General features: G+C 71.2%; 17 protein-coding genes. 9 read left to right on the forward strand and 8 right to left on the reverse strand.

The genetic code is table 11. The features are described 5' to 3' along the window. Positions 1-631 precede the first annotated feature (631 nt). Entirely contained in the window at positions 632-2,203 is a 1,572-nt protein-coding gene (locus tag ABT025_RS37320) for an ABC transporter substrate-binding protein (protein WP_502972122.1), read from the forward strand. A gap of 332 nt (positions 2,204-2,535) precedes the next feature. On the opposite strand, the gene ABT025_RS37325 is transcribed toward ABT025_RS37320, so the two are convergent. Beyond that, positions 2,536-3,321: a nucleotidyltransferase domain-containing protein gene (locus tag ABT025_RS37325; protein WP_351003139.1), complete on the reverse strand. Its 786-nt coding sequence runs from the start codon at positions 3,319-3,321 to the stop codon at positions 2,536-2,538. A 183-nt stretch (positions 3,322-3,504) separates the two neighbouring features. Between ABT025_RS37325 and ABT025_RS37330 the strand changes: the two genes are divergently transcribed. Next, on the forward strand, positions 3,505-4,938 hold the full coding sequence (locus ABT025_RS37330; RefSeq protein WP_351003126.1) for a phytoene desaturase family protein: 1,434 nt from the start codon (positions 3,505-3,507) through the stop codon (positions 4,936-4,938). A 94-nt stretch (positions 4,939-5,032) separates the two neighbouring features. Here ABT025_RS37330 and ABT025_RS37335 read toward each other — a convergent pair whose 3' ends face one another. Continuing rightward, a complete protein-coding gene (locus ABT025_RS37335; RefSeq protein WP_502972123.1) occupies positions 5,033-5,488 on the reverse strand; it encodes a hypothetical protein in 456 nt (151 codons plus the stop codon). Positions 5,489-5,497: 9 nt separating this feature from the next. Here ABT025_RS37335 and ABT025_RS37340 point away from each other — a divergent pair, with 9 nt between their 5' ends. Then, positions 5,498-6,034: an O-acetyl-ADP-ribose deacetylase gene (locus ABT025_RS37340; protein ID WP_351003127.1), complete on the forward strand. Its 537-nt coding sequence runs from the start codon at positions 5,498-5,500 to the stop codon at positions 6,032-6,034. An 88-nt stretch (positions 6,035-6,122) separates the two neighbouring features. Here the strand turns inward: ABT025_RS37340 and ABT025_RS37345 are convergent, their stop codons facing one another. After that, positions 6,123-6,431, reverse strand: a complete 309-nt coding sequence (locus ABT025_RS37345; RefSeq protein ID WP_351003128.1) for a UBP-type zinc finger domain-containing protein — start codon at positions 6,429-6,431, stop codon at positions 6,123-6,125. A 441-nt stretch (positions 6,432-6,872) separates the two neighbouring features. On the opposite strand from ABT025_RS37345, the gene kilB reads away from it, so the two are divergent. The 3 genes from kilB (at position 6,873) to ABT025_RS37360 (ending at position 9,634) form a co-directional block, all read left to right on the forward strand. Continuing rightward, complete coding sequence (kilB, locus tag ABT025_RS37350) at positions 6,873-7,343, forward strand: plasmid transfer protein KilB (RefSeq protein ID WP_351003129.1); 471 nt, start codon at positions 6,873-6,875, stop codon at positions 7,341-7,343. Between the two features lie 192 nt (positions 7,344-7,535). Further along, complete coding sequence (locus ABT025_RS37355; protein ID WP_351003130.1) at positions 7,536-9,023, forward strand: AlkA N-terminal domain-containing protein; 1,488 nt, start codon at positions 7,536-7,538, stop codon at positions 9,021-9,023. Between the two features lie 56 nt (positions 9,024-9,079). Continuing rightward, a complete protein-coding gene (locus ABT025_RS37360; RefSeq protein WP_351003140.1) occupies positions 9,080-9,634 on the forward strand; it encodes a methylated-DNA--[protein]-cysteine S-methyltransferase in 555 nt (184 codons plus the stop codon). A 161-nt stretch (positions 9,635-9,795) separates the two neighbouring features. Here the strand turns inward: ABT025_RS37360 and ABT025_RS37365 are convergent, their stop codons facing one another. Together ABT025_RS37365 and ABT025_RS37370 are read right to left on the reverse strand one after the other, a co-directional pair. Continuing rightward, positions 9,796-10,380, reverse strand: coding sequence for a TMEM165/GDT1 family protein (locus ABT025_RS37365; RefSeq protein ID WP_351003131.1), 585 nt, complete (start codon positions 10,378-10,380; stop codon positions 9,796-9,798). A gap of 260 nt (positions 10,381-10,640) precedes the next feature. After that, positions 10,641-11,555 (reverse strand): alpha/beta fold hydrolase, encoded by a 915-nt coding sequence (locus tag ABT025_RS37370; protein WP_351003132.1) that lies wholly within the window; start codon positions 11,553-11,555, stop codon positions 10,641-10,643. An 86-nt stretch (positions 11,556-11,641) separates the two neighbouring features. Between ABT025_RS37370 and ABT025_RS37375 the strand changes: the two genes are divergently transcribed. After that, a complete protein-coding gene (locus ABT025_RS37375) occupies positions 11,642-12,235 on the forward strand; it encodes an ABATE domain-containing protein (RefSeq protein WP_351003133.1) in 594 nt (197 codons plus the stop codon). On the opposite strand, the gene ABT025_RS37380 is transcribed toward ABT025_RS37375, so the two are convergent. Both ABT025_RS37380 and ABT025_RS37385 read right to left on the reverse strand, forming a co-directional pair. Continuing rightward, the gene (locus tag ABT025_RS37380; protein ID WP_351003134.1) at positions 12,193-12,900 is read right to left on the reverse strand and encodes a class I SAM-dependent DNA methyltransferase; all 708 of its coding nucleotides are present in this window, start codon (positions 12,898-12,900) and stop codon (positions 12,193-12,195) included. The two genes, ABT025_RS37375 and ABT025_RS37380, sit on opposite strands and share 43 nt — an antisense overlap. 29 nt (positions 12,901-12,929) lie before the next feature. Then, a complete protein-coding gene (locus ABT025_RS37385; protein WP_351003135.1) occupies positions 12,930-13,679 on the reverse strand; it encodes an SIR2 family NAD-dependent protein deacylase in 750 nt (249 codons plus the stop codon). A 67-nt stretch (positions 13,680-13,746) separates the two neighbouring features. Here ABT025_RS37385 and ABT025_RS37390 point away from each other — a divergent pair, with 67 nt between their 5' ends. Continuing rightward, entirely contained in the window at positions 13,747-13,947 is a 201-nt protein-coding gene (locus ABT025_RS37390) for a DUF2191 domain-containing protein (protein WP_351003136.1), read from the forward strand. Positions 13,948-13,969: 22 nt separating this feature from the next. Here the strand turns inward: ABT025_RS37390 and ABT025_RS37395 are convergent, their stop codons facing one another. Further along, the gene (locus tag ABT025_RS37395; RefSeq protein ID WP_351003137.1) at positions 13,970-14,461 is read right to left on the reverse strand and encodes an NUDIX domain-containing protein; all 492 of its coding nucleotides are present in this window, start codon (positions 14,459-14,461) and stop codon (positions 13,970-13,972) included. Between the two features lie 142 nt (positions 14,462-14,603). On the opposite strand from ABT025_RS37395, the gene ABT025_RS37400 reads away from it, so the two are divergent. Next, a complete protein-coding gene (locus ABT025_RS37400; RefSeq protein WP_351003138.1) occupies positions 14,604-15,719 on the forward strand; it encodes a glycerate kinase in 1,116 nt (371 codons plus the stop codon). The last annotated feature ends 152 nt before the right edge of the window (positions 15,720-15,871 follow it).

Consider the following 15,871-nt stretch of genomic DNA (forward strand, 5'->3'; position numbering starts at 1 on the left):
GTCCGCATACTGGATGTATTCGGACGTTCCGACAACGCGGCGAGGTGCCGTAGCTGTCGTCGCGCGCCCGCCAGGGATTACGGGACAGCCCTTAGGCAAGCCGGAATCGACCAACGTCCCGGGGAAGGACATTTCCAGTCCCACCCGGAATCTTTGGACAACTCGATTGCGATATCCGATCGTCCGGCGTTCAACTGAGAGCCCTCAATCTGTTCGTATACACCGACAGGTTATACAGAGGTACGAAGCGTCCGGCTTGAAGGGGTAAATCGCTGAGGTATCAGGACAGACCAGGTCGCAGGGCCGAGTTCAGTGGCTTCGCGGGCTGTTGGATGATGATTTTTTTTGTAGGCTGTGACAGCGCGCATCGCGGTATACAAGTAGATTGTCGACATCACCACGAGATTGATATCGACTTGCCAACTGCAGTTCACCGACTGGTATTTGGTGGTCAGTCATCATGTAAAGAGTTCCTGGCGAACACCGAGTCCGGGCAGTCCGTCGGTCCGCAATCGAGCCCGGTCGGGCCGACAGTGCCGGACGGCCGCGGTGTTCGCTGTCGTTTCCGACCTGATCCGGTTGTCCGGGGACACCCCCCACGCGGCCGGCCGAGAGCATGAGGAACGGTTCTGTGAAGTTTCGTACGAGGCGGCCGAGCACCCTGATAGCCGGGGGACTGGCAGTGATGTTATTGGCAGCTTGCAGCTCCCAGGGCTCCGAGAGCAGGATGGTCGTCGGGATGTCCGACGACATCCTCGCCACGGATCCGGCCTCGGGATACGACCCGGGGTCCTGGCTGCTGTTCAACAACGTCTTCCAGTCCCTGCTGAGCTTCCCGCCCGGAGCGTCCACTCCCGTGCCGGAGGCTGCCGAGGAGTGCAAGTTCTCCGACGGCAGTAAAACGTACACCTGCACCTTGCGTGACGGGCTGGAGTTCAGCAACGGCAACAGCCTCACTTCGGCGGACGTCAAGTACTCCTTCGACCGGACGATCAGGATCAACGACCCGGCGGGCCCCGCGCCGCTGCTCTCCACGATCTCGTCGATCAGCACCCCGGACGACAAGACCGTCGTCTTCCGCCTCAAGGTGCCCGACGCGACGTTCCCCAGCAAGATCGCTTCGGGAGGCGGTTCCATAGTGGACCGTCAGGTCTACCCCGAGGACAGCCTGCTCGAGGATGGCAAGGCGGTCGGTTCCGGCCCCTACAAGCTGAACTCCATCGACAAGGGGAAAGCCGTCTTCTCGGTCTATTCGGGCTATCACGGAACCGCCGAAGTGAAGAACTCGGGCGTGACCCTGGAGCTCTTCCAGGGTAACCAGCAGGCCCTTCAGGCGGCTCTGGAGAATGGCGACGTAGACATTGCCTACCGTGGCCTCAGCGCCAAGGCGATAGCCGCTCTGGATACCTCGTCCACCGCGGAGAAGGGTGGCATCGAGGTGGTCCAGGGCAACAGCGCCGAAGTCCAGCACATGGTCTTCAACGTTGACGACCCGGTCGTCGGCAAGCTCGCCGTCCGGAAGGCCATCGCCTACCTGATCGACCGCTACTCCCTGGTCAGCGAGGTCTACCAGTCCACGGCTGCACCGCTCTACTCGGTCATCCCGGTCGGCATCACCGGCCACGGCACCTCGTTCTTCGACACCTACGGGGACAGCCCGAAGCCGAAACAGGCGAAGGCGGAGCTGCGGGACGCCGGTATAGCGGACAAGGTGAAACTCACCCTCTGGTCCACCCCGAGCCGGTACGGGCCCGCCACCGACGACGAATTGCATGCCATCGCCGATCAGCTGAACCGGAGCGGGCTCTTCGACGCCCGCATGAGGTCCGTCCCCTTCGACGAGTACGAGAAGGGCATCGCCGCAGGAAAGTACGGCGTCTACGTCAAGGGCTGGGTGCCGGACTACCCCGACCCGGACAACTTCACCCAGCCGTTCTTCGGCAAGGGCAACGTCCTGTCGAACAACTACGACAACGACGAGATCGTCGACCGGATCATCCCGCGGACCTCGTCCATGACGGATCGCGCGAGCACGCGGCAGGAGTACATGAAACTGCAGGACATCGTGGCGGAACAGCTGCCGCTTCTGCCGCTCTGGCAGGGCAAGCAGTACGCGGTCGCCCACGAGAACGTCCGAGGCCTGCAGAACTGTCTGGACACCTCGACCGTCTTCCGGTTCTGGGAACTCAGCACTGCTTACTGAGGCGTGTCCCAGAAGTGGATCAAGCTCTGCGGTGATCGACGTGCGGGGCGCGAGGACGCAGCGAACGTCGAATGGGCCCGGACCGGAGGCGTGGCACCCGGGCCCGCACGCAGGGGCGGATGCTCGGCGGCCACCGTCCTCGGCCTGCGGGAGGCGTTCTCTGCAGGAGCTACTGCTGCGGCAGAGAGTTCGGCGATGGCAGCACCTCCGGGCTGCGGCGCTGCCCTTGGGCACATGGTCCGCCACCGCCCGTGCCCGGGAACGTGGTCTCCGCTTACGGCTCCGGCAGGCCCCTCGATCCCCAAAGGGGCGGTCCGGCGCCGTGCCGGCGGTCAGGCCGGCTTCGCCCGCAGGACCTCGCGCACGTCCCGCACGACCGCCGCGGCCGTCTCCACCGCCGCGGCGTCCAGTCCCCGCAAGGCCGCGCCCACCCGCTCCGCGAAGAACGCGGGAGTCTCCGGAAGGGCCGCCGCGGCAGCCAGCGCCCCCTTCTCGTTGAGACACCAGGTGCGGTGGTGGGCGTGCAGGGACTGGACGAGGATGCCGAACGCCCGGGACAGGCAGAGCGAGACATGGAGCCGGTCACCGGCCGACGCCGACTTGCGGGCCGCATCGATCGAGAACTCCGCCTCCCAGGCCGCATCGGCAAGCGCCGCGCGCAGCGGCTCCGGATAGCCGGACGTCTCCTGCTGAAGGGCTGTCAGCTCACCGCTCGGATCGCTGAGGACGCGCCCGAGGGCGACCTCGCCCGGATAGGCGGGTGACCAGAAGCCGAGCGGATGGCCGGGCTGGACCCCCACCTCGTAACGGCCCTGCCGGCAAGCGGACCAGACGGCCTCGACCCGGTCCAGATCGCGCAGGATCCAGTCGACCGGGGCGCCGTCCACCCGCAGCCAGGCCCCGCCGTTCACCCACGGTCCCCAGCCGCCCGGCCCGGCCACCTCCACCGTGGAGCCCTGGAACGCGGAGGCCAGCGCGGTGAGTGCGGCGAGGTCCGGTGCGCCTCGGTAGTAGAGGCCCAGGTCCCAGTCGGAGTCCGGCCGGTGCGTGCCCCGGGCACGGCTCCCGCCGAGGACGACGGCGCGGACGCCGGCCACGGTGGTCAGCCGCTCCGCCATCTCGCCGACCCGGTGGCGCAGCCCGGAATCCTCCGTGCCGCAGGCGGCGGGACGTGGTTCCGGGTGCGGCGGCTGCGCGTGGTTCGGAGTATTCATCGGACGGGCACCCTACCCGCGCCCGAGCTGCCGGCGCCTGCGAATATCCTGGGTGCTCAGACCGTCGGCTGACAAAGGAGTCCGAAGGTGCCGTCGATGCTCGATGCCGTCGTCGTTGGGGCAGGCCCCAACGGACTGACCGCCGCAGTCGAACTGGCCCGCCGCGGCTTCGCCGTGGAGGTCTTCGAAGCCGAGCGGACCGTCGGCGGTGGGGCCCGTACCGAAGAGCTCACGCTGCCGGGCTTCCGGCACGACCCCTGCTCGGCGGTCCACCCGCTGGGCATCGGCTCGCCCGCCTTCGCGGAGATGCCGCTCGAGCGGCACGGCCTGGAGTGGCTTCAGCCTCGACTCGCCCTGGCCCACCCCTTCCCGGACGGCACCGCAGCGGTGCTGGCCACCTCGGTGGGGGAGACGGCCATGGCGCTCGGACCGCAGGACGCGGGAGCGTACAGGCGACTCGTCGCACCGTTCCTCGGGCACTGGGACACCCTTGCCCAGGACTTCCTGCGCACCCCATGGGACGGCCTGCCCCGTGACCCGTACCGATGGGTGCGCTTCGGGCTCGACGCGATCCAGCCCGCCACGCTCATGTCCCGCCGCTTCCGCGGCGAGAAGGCCCGCGGCCTCTTCGCCGGACTTGCCGCCCACGCCATAGCTCCCACCAGCGGCCTCGCCACCGGCGGCATCGCCCTGCTCTTCGCGCTCGCCGCGCACGAGAAGGGCTGGCCGGTGCCGCGCGGCGGCTCCCAGGCCATCTCCGACGCCCTCGCCTCGTACCTGCGGGAACAGGGCGGCGTCATCCGTACGGGTACGGAGGTCAAGCGGCTGGACGAACTGCCCCCTGCCCGCGCCTACATCTTCGACACCTCGCCCACCGCGCTGGCCAGGATCGCGGGACTGGGCAACGCCTACCGGGGCTACCGCTACGGCGCGTCCTGCTTCAAGATCGACTACGCACTGTCGGGACCCGTCCCCTGGACCGCGATGGAGGCCCGCCGGGCCGGCACGGTCCACATCGGCCCCACGGCCGGTGAGATCGACTCCGCCCTGCGCGCCGCCGTGACCGGCCGTGACCCACGCGTGCCGTTCCTGATCACCGCCCAGCCCAGCCTCACCGACCCGTCCCGCGCCCCCGAGGGCAAGCAGACCTTCTGGGTGTACGGACACGTCCCGGCCGGCTGGGACGGAGACGCCACCGAGGTGATCGAACGCCAACTGGAGCGATTCGCCCCCGGCTTCCGCGACATGGTGCTCGCCCGTGCGGTGACGGGCCCGCCCCAGCTCGCCGTGCGCAACGCGAACTACGTCGACGGGGACATCGCCTGCGGTGCCTTCTCCGGGCTGCAGACCGTGATCCGTCCCAAGCTCGCCCGGGTTCCGTACGCGACCGCGCACCCGTCGGTCTACATCTGCTCGTCGGCGACCCCGCCCGGTCCCGGAGTGCACGGCATGTCCGGACACCACGCCGCGAAGGCGGTATGGCGCCGGCTGCGGGAGTCGGGGCCTTCCGGCGGCCGGTGAGGACTGTCCCGCAGGCCGTGCCCGACGCGGGCCGTGCAGGAGGACGCACTGCGCAGCCCGCGTCGACCGGCTTCCGGACTGCCCGGCTTCCGGACTACTTGTTGACGGTGAAGCCCTGATCCGTGCCGTACTTGACGCTGGACTTCTGCCAGGCGTCCAGGCTCTGCGACAGGGGCGTCGAGGAGACGTACGACTTGCGTACTCGTCCCAGGTGGTGGGGATCTCGATGTGGTGCTTGTCGAAGACCTTCTCGTTGCAGAACAGCGCCATCGGGCCGGATTCCATGGGCAGTTCGTACACGGACTTGTCGCACTTCACCGCGTTCCAGGGGCCGGTGGTGCAGGTCCTGTCCTGATTTGGCCGCGCCGTACCCGGCGGGGTCAAACACGGACTTGCCGATCGCGAACTGGCCGAGGGCGTAGTACTCGATCTGCGCCACGTCGAGGGCGCCCGATCCGGTGGCGATGGCGTTCTGCGGGGCGGTGTACTGCTTTTCCCCGGTACCCGCGTTGACGCGGTCAAGTGCGCACGCATGGGCCTGTACCGGCATGATGGCTGCATGCGCACACCTTCCGCCGTCACCATCACCCTCGTACGGGGCGACATCACCCAGCAGTCCGTCGACGCTGTCGTCAACGCCGCGAACTCCTCCCTGCTCGGCGGCGGTGGGGTGGACGGCGCGATCCACCGCCGAGGTGGCCCCGAAATCCTGGCCGCCTGCAGGGAGTTGCGCGCCTCGCAGTACGGCAAGGGACTGCGCACGGGCCTGGCCGTCGCCACCACGGCCGGAAAGCTCGACGCCCGCTGGGTCGTGCACACGGTCGGCCCGGTCTGGAGCAGTGCCGAGGACCGCTCGGGGCTGCTGGAGTCCTGCTACCGCGAAGCCCTGCGCGTCGCCGCGGAGTTGGGGGCACGGACCATCGCCTTCCCGGCGATCTCCACCGGTATCTACGGCTGGCCGATGGACGACGGTGCGCGCATCGCCGTCCGCACCGTACTGGCGGAGGCCGCGGCACCCATCGAGGAGGTGCGGTTCGTGCTCTTCGACGCGCACGCGTACGTGGAGTTCGAGGAGGCGCTGTCGGCCCGGAGCTGAGCGGCGGGGCGCCGCGCCGCGCACGGCTCAGCGGCGGCCCACGCTCAGGGCGCGGCCCGAAGGGCACGGCCGGGCGGCAGGCCCGCGCTCAGGCCGCCCGGGCGGGCCCGGCGCCGTCGACGTCGAACGTCACCTGGTCCTCGTAGCACCACCACCAGGTCTCGCCCGGCTCGTAGGAGCGGATGAGGGGATGCCCCGTGGCTTCACGATGAGCGGTGGCGTGCTTGTTGCGGGAGGAGTCGCAGCAGCCGATCTGTCCACAGCTCTGGCACTCGCGCAGATGTACCCAGGTGTCACCCTGCGCGACGCACCGGGGGCAGGAGTCGGGGCTGTCGGGAGTGACACGTCGGACCTGGTCCAGATGCGAGCAGATCGGCGCGGACGACGCCTCCGTCATGACGGGCTCTCCCTTGCGATTCCGTACCGGGCGTGACACGGCCCGAGCATCCGCCGGCCGACAGGGATCAGACCCTCCCGTGGGCACGTCGGAACTTCTTCAAGCCTCTCACCGGGAGGTCGCCTGTCAACTCATGACCGGCCGGGTGCGGCCGTCGGCAGCGGCTCGGGCCGCAGGCCCACGCCGGGGTACGCAAGACCCTCGCTTCCTCCGCATGTCCGCGCCCGCCTCCCGGGCGAGAAGGACGGCGCCGTGGGAGGTCCCGATCGTGATCGGACTCCCGGCCACCTCGAATGCCTCCCGCCGCCGCGCGGGATCTATGCTGTGGCCGGTCTGCGGCCGCCGTCTCCCTGCCAGTTCGCGCAGCTCTCGATGACCGACGGTGGCCGCGCCCGCCTCCGTACCGGTCCGGGGCCAGGTGCCCGGCCAAGAGAGCAGATCATGATCGCCACTGTCCTTGCCGTCGTCGCGACACTTCTCGGGGCGATTGTCACCGGTACGTTCCAGCACCTGGCAGCCGGCCGCGCCGAGCGGGCAGCCGCCACCGCGCAGCTGCGCCGCGACCGGCTCGACGCGGTGACGACACTCGCCTCCGCCGGCTCCGACCACCGTCGCGCCCTGTGGATGCGGGGGGAGGCCCGGCTGCGGGGCGCCGACGACGTCGAGCGGGAGGAACTGCGAGCCAGGTCTCATGAAACCCGCTCCGCCATCACCCGCCCCCTGGTCGCCCTGCGGCTCCTCGTGCCCGACCCGGCAGTCCACACCACCGCACAGGCCATGGTCGTCGCCACCTACGACATGGTCGACGCCGCCACGAGCACGGAGGAGCTCACCGCGGCCCGAGAGGCCGCGAGGGCCGCGCACGACCGCTTCATCGACGCTGCCGCCGCGTACTTCAGGGCCGGCACCTGAGCCGGGATCCACTTGGACGCGGGCCGGTGCGCCGGGTGGATCCCGGCTAGCCGGACGCGGGTCGGTGTGCCGGGTGCGGAGGGCGGGCCGGTGCCGGCCGTCGCCCGCCGGGAGTCGAGGAAGCCCTGGCAGCCCGACGCTGATGTCGGATTTCCGCCAGCTGCGCCCCGGGCCGTGCCCCATGCTTGAACCATGCACACCGACACCGAGCGCTGCGTGCGGGCTGTTCAGTCCAAGGACCCCCGGTTCGACGGCTGGTTCTTCACGGCGGTCCTGACCACCCGGATCTACTGCCGCCCGAGCTGCCCCGTCGTGCCGCCCAAGGTCGCGAACATGACGTTCTACCCGAGCGCAGCCGCCTGCCAGCAGGCCGGGTTCCGGGCCTGCAAGCGGTGCCGGCCCGACACGAGCCCCGGATCACCCGAGTGGAATGCGCGCGCCGACTCCGTGGCCCGCGCGATGCGGCTCATCCGGGACGGGGTCGTCGACCGGGAGGGCGTCCCGGGACTGGCCACCCGGCTCGGGTACTCGGCCCGGCAGATCGAACGGCAGCTGCTCGCCGAGCTGGGCGCCGGACCGCTGGCGCTCGCCCGGGCGCAGCGGGCGCAGACCGCGCGGGTGCTCATCGAGACGACCGGGCTGCCGATGGCCGAGGTCACGTTCGCGGCCGGGTTCGCCTCGATCCGCACCTTCAACGACACCGTTCGTGAGGTCTTCGCCCTGGCTCCGGGGGAGCTGCGCAGCCGCGCGGCACGGTCGACGAATCCGCAGGCCACGCCCGGGGTGATAGCGCTACGGCTTCCGTACCGCGCCCCGCTCAACCCCAGCAACCTCTTCGGGCACCTCGCCGCGACGGCCGTCCCGGGCGTCGAGGAGTGGCGCGACGGGGCCTACCGCCGCACGCTCGACCTGCCGCACGGGCACGGCATCGTCGCCCTGACCCCGCACCCCGACCACATCGCCTGCCGGCTCTCGCTCACCGATCCGCGTGACCTCACCCTGGCCATCAGCCGGTGCCGCTGGCTGCTGGACCTGGACGCCGACCCGGTGGCCGTCGACGAGCAGCTGCGCGCCGACCCGTTGCTGGCCCCGCTGGTCGACAAGGCGCCGGGCCGCCGGGTGCCGAGGACCGTCGACGGAGCGGAGTTCGCCGTCCGGGCCGTGCTCGGCCAGCAGGTGTCCACCGCGGCCGCCCGGACCCACGCTGCCCGGCTGGTCAACGCCCACGGCGCACCCGTCGACGACGCAGAGGGCGGTCTCACCCATCTCTTCCCGGCACCGGAGGCGCTGGCCGGGCTCGACCCCGAGCAGCTCGCTCTGCCCCGCAGTCGCCGCCGCACGCTCACCACGCTCGTGGAGGCGCTGGCGGACGGCTCGCTGCGGCTGGGCACCGACACCGACTGGGACAAGGCGCGGGCCGAACTGGACGCGCTGCCCGGATTCGGCCCCTGGACCGTCGAGGTCATCGCCATGCGTGCGCTCGGCGACCCGGACGCGTTCCTGCCGACGGACCTCGGCATCCGGCGGGCCGCCCAGCAGCTCGGCCTGCCCTCGACACCGGCCGCGCTCACCGCACGCGCGGCGGGCTGGCGGCCTTGGCGGGCCTACGCCGTGCAGTATCTGTGGACCGTCGACGACCACCCCATCAACCACCTTCCCGCACAAGGAAGTTCCTCGTGACCACGACAGGCGCCACCCCCATGCCACGTACCGCCACCGCGGCAGGCAAAGCCGCCATGGCACGCAGCGCCACCGCGGCAGGCAATGCGACCACGGCACGTACCGCCACCGCGACCCGGCAGCACACGGTGATCGACAGCCCCTACGGCCTGTTGACCCTTGTCGCCACCGACCGGGTCCTCGCGGGCCTCTACATGACCGGTCAGCGGCACCGGCCGCCCGAGGAGACCTTCGGCGAGGCCGATCCCGGCCCCTTCGACGAGGCCGTCGAGCAACTGGACGCCTACTTCGCCGGTGAGCTGAGGGAGTTCGACCTCCCGCTGCACCTCGCCGGCACCCCGTTCCAGTGCTCCGTCTGGGCAGAGCTCCAGCGGATTCCGTACGGTGAGACCCGCTCGTACGGAGAACTGGCCGAGAACCTCGGCAAGCCGGGGGCCTCGCGTGCGGTGGGGCTGGCCAACGGCAAGAACCCGGTCGGCATCATCGTGCCCTGTCACCGGGTGATCGGGGCCTCGGGGAGCCTCACCGGATACGGCGGCGGACTCGACCGCAAGCAGCGCCTGCTGGCCTTCGAGAACGGAACGCAGGACAGCGCGCCGGCCCTCTTCTAGGGCGGTAGGGCGGTAGGGCGAAGGGTCCGCGCGTGGCGGTACGGAGAAGGACTCACGCGCGTAGGGGGCGGTACGGAGAAAGGCCCACGCGTAGGGGGCGGTACGGAGAAAGGCTCCGCGCGTGTGCGCGGAGCCCTTCCTCTGCGTTTGCCGTGGCCGCGTCAGCCGGTGAAGATCTCGACGACCGTCCAGATCGCCAGCCCCAGCATGCACACCCCGCCGATGCGCTGAACGGTCTTGAGGGGTACGCGCTTGGCGATGAACCGTCCCGCGAGCAGCGCCAGCGCCGATACGGACATCAGGGCGGCGGCGGATCCGATCGCGGTGGACCATGCGCCGTTGCTCGCGGCCAGGTTGGCCGTCGTGATCTGGGTGAGGTCGCCCCATTCGCTGATGAACACCGCCATGAAGGCGGTGGAGTACACCGGCCAGAAGCCGGTCACCGTCTTCGGGCCGCCCTCCTCGTCGTCGTCGCCCGCGTCGGCCCGGAGCAGCATGAAGGCGCCGAAGGCGAACAGGGAGGCGGAGACGAGTTTGACGATCCAGTCGGGCAGCAGGCCGAGCAGACCGCCCGCCCCGACCGCGATGGCGACATGGACGATGAACGCGGACGACGTGCCGAACCAGACGTAGAGCGGGCGCATGCGTGTGCCCATGGCCAGAGACGCGAACATCGTCTTGTCGGGGAGTTCCGCAAGGAAGATCAGCCCGAAAGCGGTGATGATCGCCAGGGGGTCGAGATGCATTCCGGGTGGCTTTCTGTTGGAGCCGGGCCCCGGATCTTCCGCGAAGCGCCGCTCGGGCTGTTTCGGAGGACCACTCGGCCCGGCATGACGGCACGGCCCACGGGGCGTGGGCGTGTCATACCTGACCGAAGGTCTCGCCCGCCCGCAATGATCCACGAGCCCGGCCACCGGGAACCCGGAGGTTCCAGTGTGTCGACGACCGGTTTGCAGGGCTACTCCCCTTCGCAGCCGTCAACGTTACCGCACGATGCCCGCCGCCGTTACGGCCGGACCGTAGTCGTCCAGGTGCGGTCCAGGAAGTCGGCGATCAGCGGCGCGATCTGCGGGAGGTGGTCCTCCAGGGCGAAGTGACCGGTGTCGAAGAGGTGCAGTTCGGCGTCCGGGAGGTCGTGCAGATAGGCGCGGGCGCCGGGCTCGGGGAAGAACATGTCTTCGCTGCCCCAGACGACGAGCGCCGGCGGGGTGTGCTTGCGCAGCCAGTCCTGCCACTGCGGGTAGAGCGCCACATTGGAGTGGTAGTCGAAGGCCAGGTCCAGCTGCGGCTGGGTGCGGCCCGGCAGGTCCAGGAAGTGCTGGTCCAGGGTCCAGCCGTCCGGCGCCACCAGCTCCGGGTCGGCGGTGCCGCCCTCGTACTGGCCGCGGGTCGCGGGCAGGGTGAGCAAGGACCGCACGGTGTCGGCGGCGCCGGGGTTCTCCGGCCGAAGGGCGATGAAGTCGCGGGCCTGCCGCGACAGGCCCTCCTCGTACGCGTTGCCGTTCTGGACCACCAGACCGGCGATCCACTCCGGATGGCGGGCGGCGAGGCGGAACCCGACGGGGGCGCCGAAGTCGAACACGTACATGACGAAGCGGGACAGCCCGAGCTGCTGCACGAAGCCCTCGGTGATGTCGGCGAGCCGGTCGAAGGTGTACGTGAACGGGCCGCCCGTGGTCGAGGACGCCGGGGCGTCGCTGTGGCCGAAGCCCGGGTAGTCCGGGGCGACGAGGCGGTAGTGGGTGCCGAGCGCGTCCATCAGCCGGCGGAACTGGTGCGAGGCCGACGGGAAGCCGTGCAGCAGCAGCATGACCGGGGCGTCGTCCGCCGCTCCTGCGGGGAGCGACTCGCGGTAGAAGACACGGACGCCGTCGACCTCGATGTGCCGGTGACGGATGTGCGGAACAGCTTGAATCGCCATGTTCACATGCCTCCTTGGTGGTCCGATGCATTAGTTTTACGCGACAGGGCTCTAATGCGTCAAGGAGGTGAGTTAGCATTAGTTGTATGAATGGTCTTGAGCCTCTGACCGGCGAGCTGCTCGCCCTGGACCTGCTCAACACGCTGCCGTACACGGCGCAGGGACCCCCGGTCGATCAGCTGGCCGACGAGCCCGGTCTGCTGGCCTGGCTGGCTCTGGAGGGGGAGCGGCTGCCCGGAGCCGCAGGGGCACGGGAGGCGACCCCGGACGATCTGGCGCCGGTGCACGCGGTCCGGGCGCACGCGGCGCTCGCAGTCGCGGCGGCCCGTCGTGGTGAGCGCCCGCCGGAGTCCGCGCTGCGCGGCCTCAACGAGGCGCAGCGCGTTGCCCCCGCGGTCCGGTACGCGGAGTGGAACGGCGACGCCGTCGTGGTGACGTCCCGCCGTGCCGGCCCGCTCGGGCAGCGGGTGGCCGCGGCGCTGGCCGAGGAGGTGGCCGAGCTGCTGGCGGATCCGGCGGTCGCGAGGATCCGGGAGTGCGAGGCGGAGGACTGCACGATGCTGTTCGTGCCCGCCCACCCGCGCCGCCGCTGGTGCTCGGCCGAGCGCTGCGGCAACCGCGCACGGGTGGCCCGCTACTACCGGCGCCACAAGGGGGAGGGGCCGGACGCCTCGGGGTAGACGTCCTGGGCGATCTCCTGGGCGGGCTTCCGCGCGAGCAGGAACGCCTGCGGGGTGGCCTCCCAACGGCCGGCCGCCCGGACCAGCCTGGCCGTCACCTCGAAGCCGGTACGCAGGAACAGCCCGGCGACCCGCTCGGGGGAGAACCTGTACACGTCGAGGTCCACGGGATGCCCGTACGCGTGCTCAACCCGGACCTGCTCGTCGCCCACTTTGAAGGCCATCAGCAGATGGCCGCCCGGGGCCAGTACGCGGTGGAACTCCTCCGCGTACGGCCCCAGTTCCTCCGGTGGGGTGTGGACGAGCGAGTACCAGACGAGGGCCCCGCACAGCGAGTCGTCGGCCAGGGCCAGGGCGCTCATCGTCCCCACCTCGAACCGCAGGTCCGGGTGGCGCCGACGGGCCTCCGCCACCATGCCGGGCGACAGGTCGATGCCGAACGCGGGCAGCCCGATGTCCCGGAGGTACGCCGTCACCCGTCCCGGCCCGCAGCCGAGATCGGCGACCGGGCCGCCGCCATCGGCCGTCACGTGCTCGGCGAAGGCGCCGAGCATCGCGCGGTCCAGCGGCTTGGCCGCCAACTCGTCGGCGAGCAAGGACGCGTAGTCGACGGCGACGGTGTCGTACGAGGCTCGTGTGGCGCGGAGGGACGAGGCGGCAGTCATGCACCGGACCGTACCGGCGCCCCCCGACATCAGCCCCCGGCACCCGCTCCCGAACCCGCCTCGTCCGTCAGCCGCTTGAGCAGGGCGGGCAGGGCGGTGCCGATCGGCTCCCGGATCGTCTCCTGTGCCAGCGCGTCGTACGGCGTCGGCTCCGCGTTGACCACGATCAGCCGCGCCCCGTGCTCCGCCGCGATCCCGGCCAGCGAGGCGGCGGGCTGCACCTGGAGGGTCGTACCGACCGCGATGAACACCTCGCAGCCCTTCGCGACCGCCATCGCGGCGCTCATCACCACCGGGTCGAGCCGTTCACCGAACATGACCGTGGCCGCCTTGAGGATCCCGCCGCACGTGCCGCACGGCGGATCCGGCTCCCCGGCCTCGACCCGGGCCAGGGCCTCGGCCATCGACGAGCGTGCGTGACAGCGGGTGCACACCACCTGGAGTGCGGTGCCGTGCAGTTCGAGGACCTTGCGCGCGGAGAGACCGGCGGCCTGGTGCAGGCCGTCGACGTTCTGCGTGATCACCCGTACGGCCACGCCCGCCCGCTCCAGGCCGGCCACCGCGCGGTGGGCCGCGTTCGGCTCGGCGTTCCACGTCGCGCTGGTGCGCCGCATCTGCCAGGAGCGGCGGCGGATCTCCGGGTCGGCCATGTACAGGTCGTACCGGACGAGCTTCTCGGCTTCCGGGTCCTTGCGCCAGAGGCCGTTCGGACCGCGGTAGTCGGGGATGCCGGAGTCCGTGGAGATGCCGGCGCAGCTGAGGATCGCCACGAGTGTCATGCGGGGAGCGTACGCACCGCGCGCGGCACCTCGCGAGGCGATATCGGGGGCCGCTACCGTCCCGGCCATGGCGGAGGTGACGGTCGGTCCGGACGCGGAACTCGTGGTCGAGGTGATGGTGCTCTCCGGCGTCGGCAGCCCCCAGGACGCCGTCGAACTCGTCGTGCGCGACTACATCGCGCGCGGTCACCGCACCGAGGCGCGGACAGCGGCGCGCGAGGAGACCGTGCGCGAGGACGGGATCAGGCCGCAGGAGCAGCAGGGCTGACCGGCGGCCCGTGGCCGGCCCGTCAGCCGACGGGGCTGCCGTCCTCCAGTTCCACGGTGCCCGCGCCGGACTCCAGCGCGTCCAGCGCCGCCCGCACGCGCCCGCGGAGTGTCCCGAGCAGGTACCGGTCGATCTCCGCGGGCTCGACGAGCTTCCATGACAGGAGCTCCTCCTCCTGGAGCCGGACCGCCTTGAGCTGCTCCTCGTCCAGCACCCCGCCGTCGTACACATAGGCCACGATCGGCGGCCGCGTGGTGCCGCGCGCCCAGTCGACCGCCAGCAGCCGGCCCGGCTCCAGGTCGAGACCGATCTCCTCGGCCGACTCGCGCCGTGCCCCCTGGCGCGGGCTCTCGCCGTCCGCCGACTCGATCGTGCCGCCGGGCAGGGTCCATCCCTCGCGGTAGTTCGGTTCGACGAGCAGCACTCGTCCCTGGGCGTCGCGGAAGATGCAGGCCGCACCGGCCAGAACCTTCGGGAGACCGGCGATGTACACGGCGTAGTCATTGGTGGTCACGTCAGAAGCGTAGTGGTGGGGCGCAACACCAGGTCCAGGGCCCGGACACCCATGGGCAGGGAGGGGGTGCTGCGGTTAGGGTCGGGGCGGCGCGACTGCCTGTTCGAAAGCAAAGGGAATCAAGGTGACGGACGGAGCAGTGATGGAGACCGCACGCGTGCTCGTCGCGGCGGACAAGTTCAAGGGCTCGCTCACGGCCGTGCAGGTCGCGGAGCGGGTGACGGCCGGGCTGCGGCGCGTCGCCCCCGGGGTACGGGTCGAGACCCTGCCCGTGGCGGACGGCGGCGACGGCACGGTGGCGGCCGCGGTGGCCGCCGGATTCGAGCGCCGCGAGGCGCGGGTGACCGGGCCGCTCGGCGACCCCGTGACCGCTGCGTACGCGGTGCGCGACACCACCGCGGTGGTCGAGATGGCCGAGGCATCGGGTCTCCAGCAGCTGCCCGCGGGCGTGTTCGCCCCGCTCACGGCCACCACGTACGGCTCCGGTGAGCTGCTGCTCGCCGCCCTCGAAGCGGGCGCGCGGACCATCGTGTTCGGCGTCGGCGGCAGCGCGACCACGGACGGCGGGGCAGGCATGCTGGCCGCGCTCGGCGCACGTTTCCTGGACGCGGACGGCAAGCCCGTCGGTCCCGGCGGCGGTGGACTCGCCGATCTCGCGACGGCCGACCTGTCCGGGCTCGACGCCCGGCTCGGCGCGGTCGACCTGATCCTCGCGAGCGACGTCGACAACCCGCTCACCGGGCCCAAGGGCGCGCCGGAGGTGTACGGCCGTCAGAAGGGCGCCACCGAGGAAGACATCGCGGTGCTCGACGCGGCGCTCGCCCACTACGCCTCCGTGCTGGGGCCGGACCACGCCCAGCTGCCCGGGGCCGGTGCGGCGGGCGGAATCGGGTACGGGGCGCTCGTCGCGCTCGGTGCGCGGTTCCGGCCCGGCATCGAGGTGATGCTCGACGTCCTCGGCTTCGCGCCGGCACTGGCCCGGGCGACGCTGGTCGTCACCGGCGAGGGTTCGCTCGACGAGCAGACCCTGCACGGCAAGGCCCCGGCCGGGGTCGCCGCGGCGGCCCGCGCGGCGGGCATCGAGGTCGTCGCGGTCTGCGGACGCCTGGCGCTGGCCCCGGAGGCGCTGGGACGCGCGGGCATCCACCGCGCGTACGCGCTCACGGAGCTGGAGCCGGACCCCGCCGTGTGCATGGCCGAGGCGGGGCCGCTGCTGGAGCGGGTGGCGGAGTCCATAGCACGGGACTTCCTGCGCTGAGTGACGGGCGCGGGCCCCTCGCAGGGCTGAGGTGGCGGGACGGGCCCTACGGGGGCGGGCGTTCTGAGCGCGGGCGCGGGTCATGGGGGCCATGACGACACTGTTGGGGAGCTCCAGCGCGCCGAGGCGGACGGGCTGCAGCAGGGGCTGAG

This window comes from Streptomyces sp. NPDC002809, assembly GCF_040295435.1.
Taxonomy (GTDB): domain Bacteria; phylum Actinomycetota; class Actinomycetes; order Streptomycetales; family Streptomycetaceae; genus Streptomyces.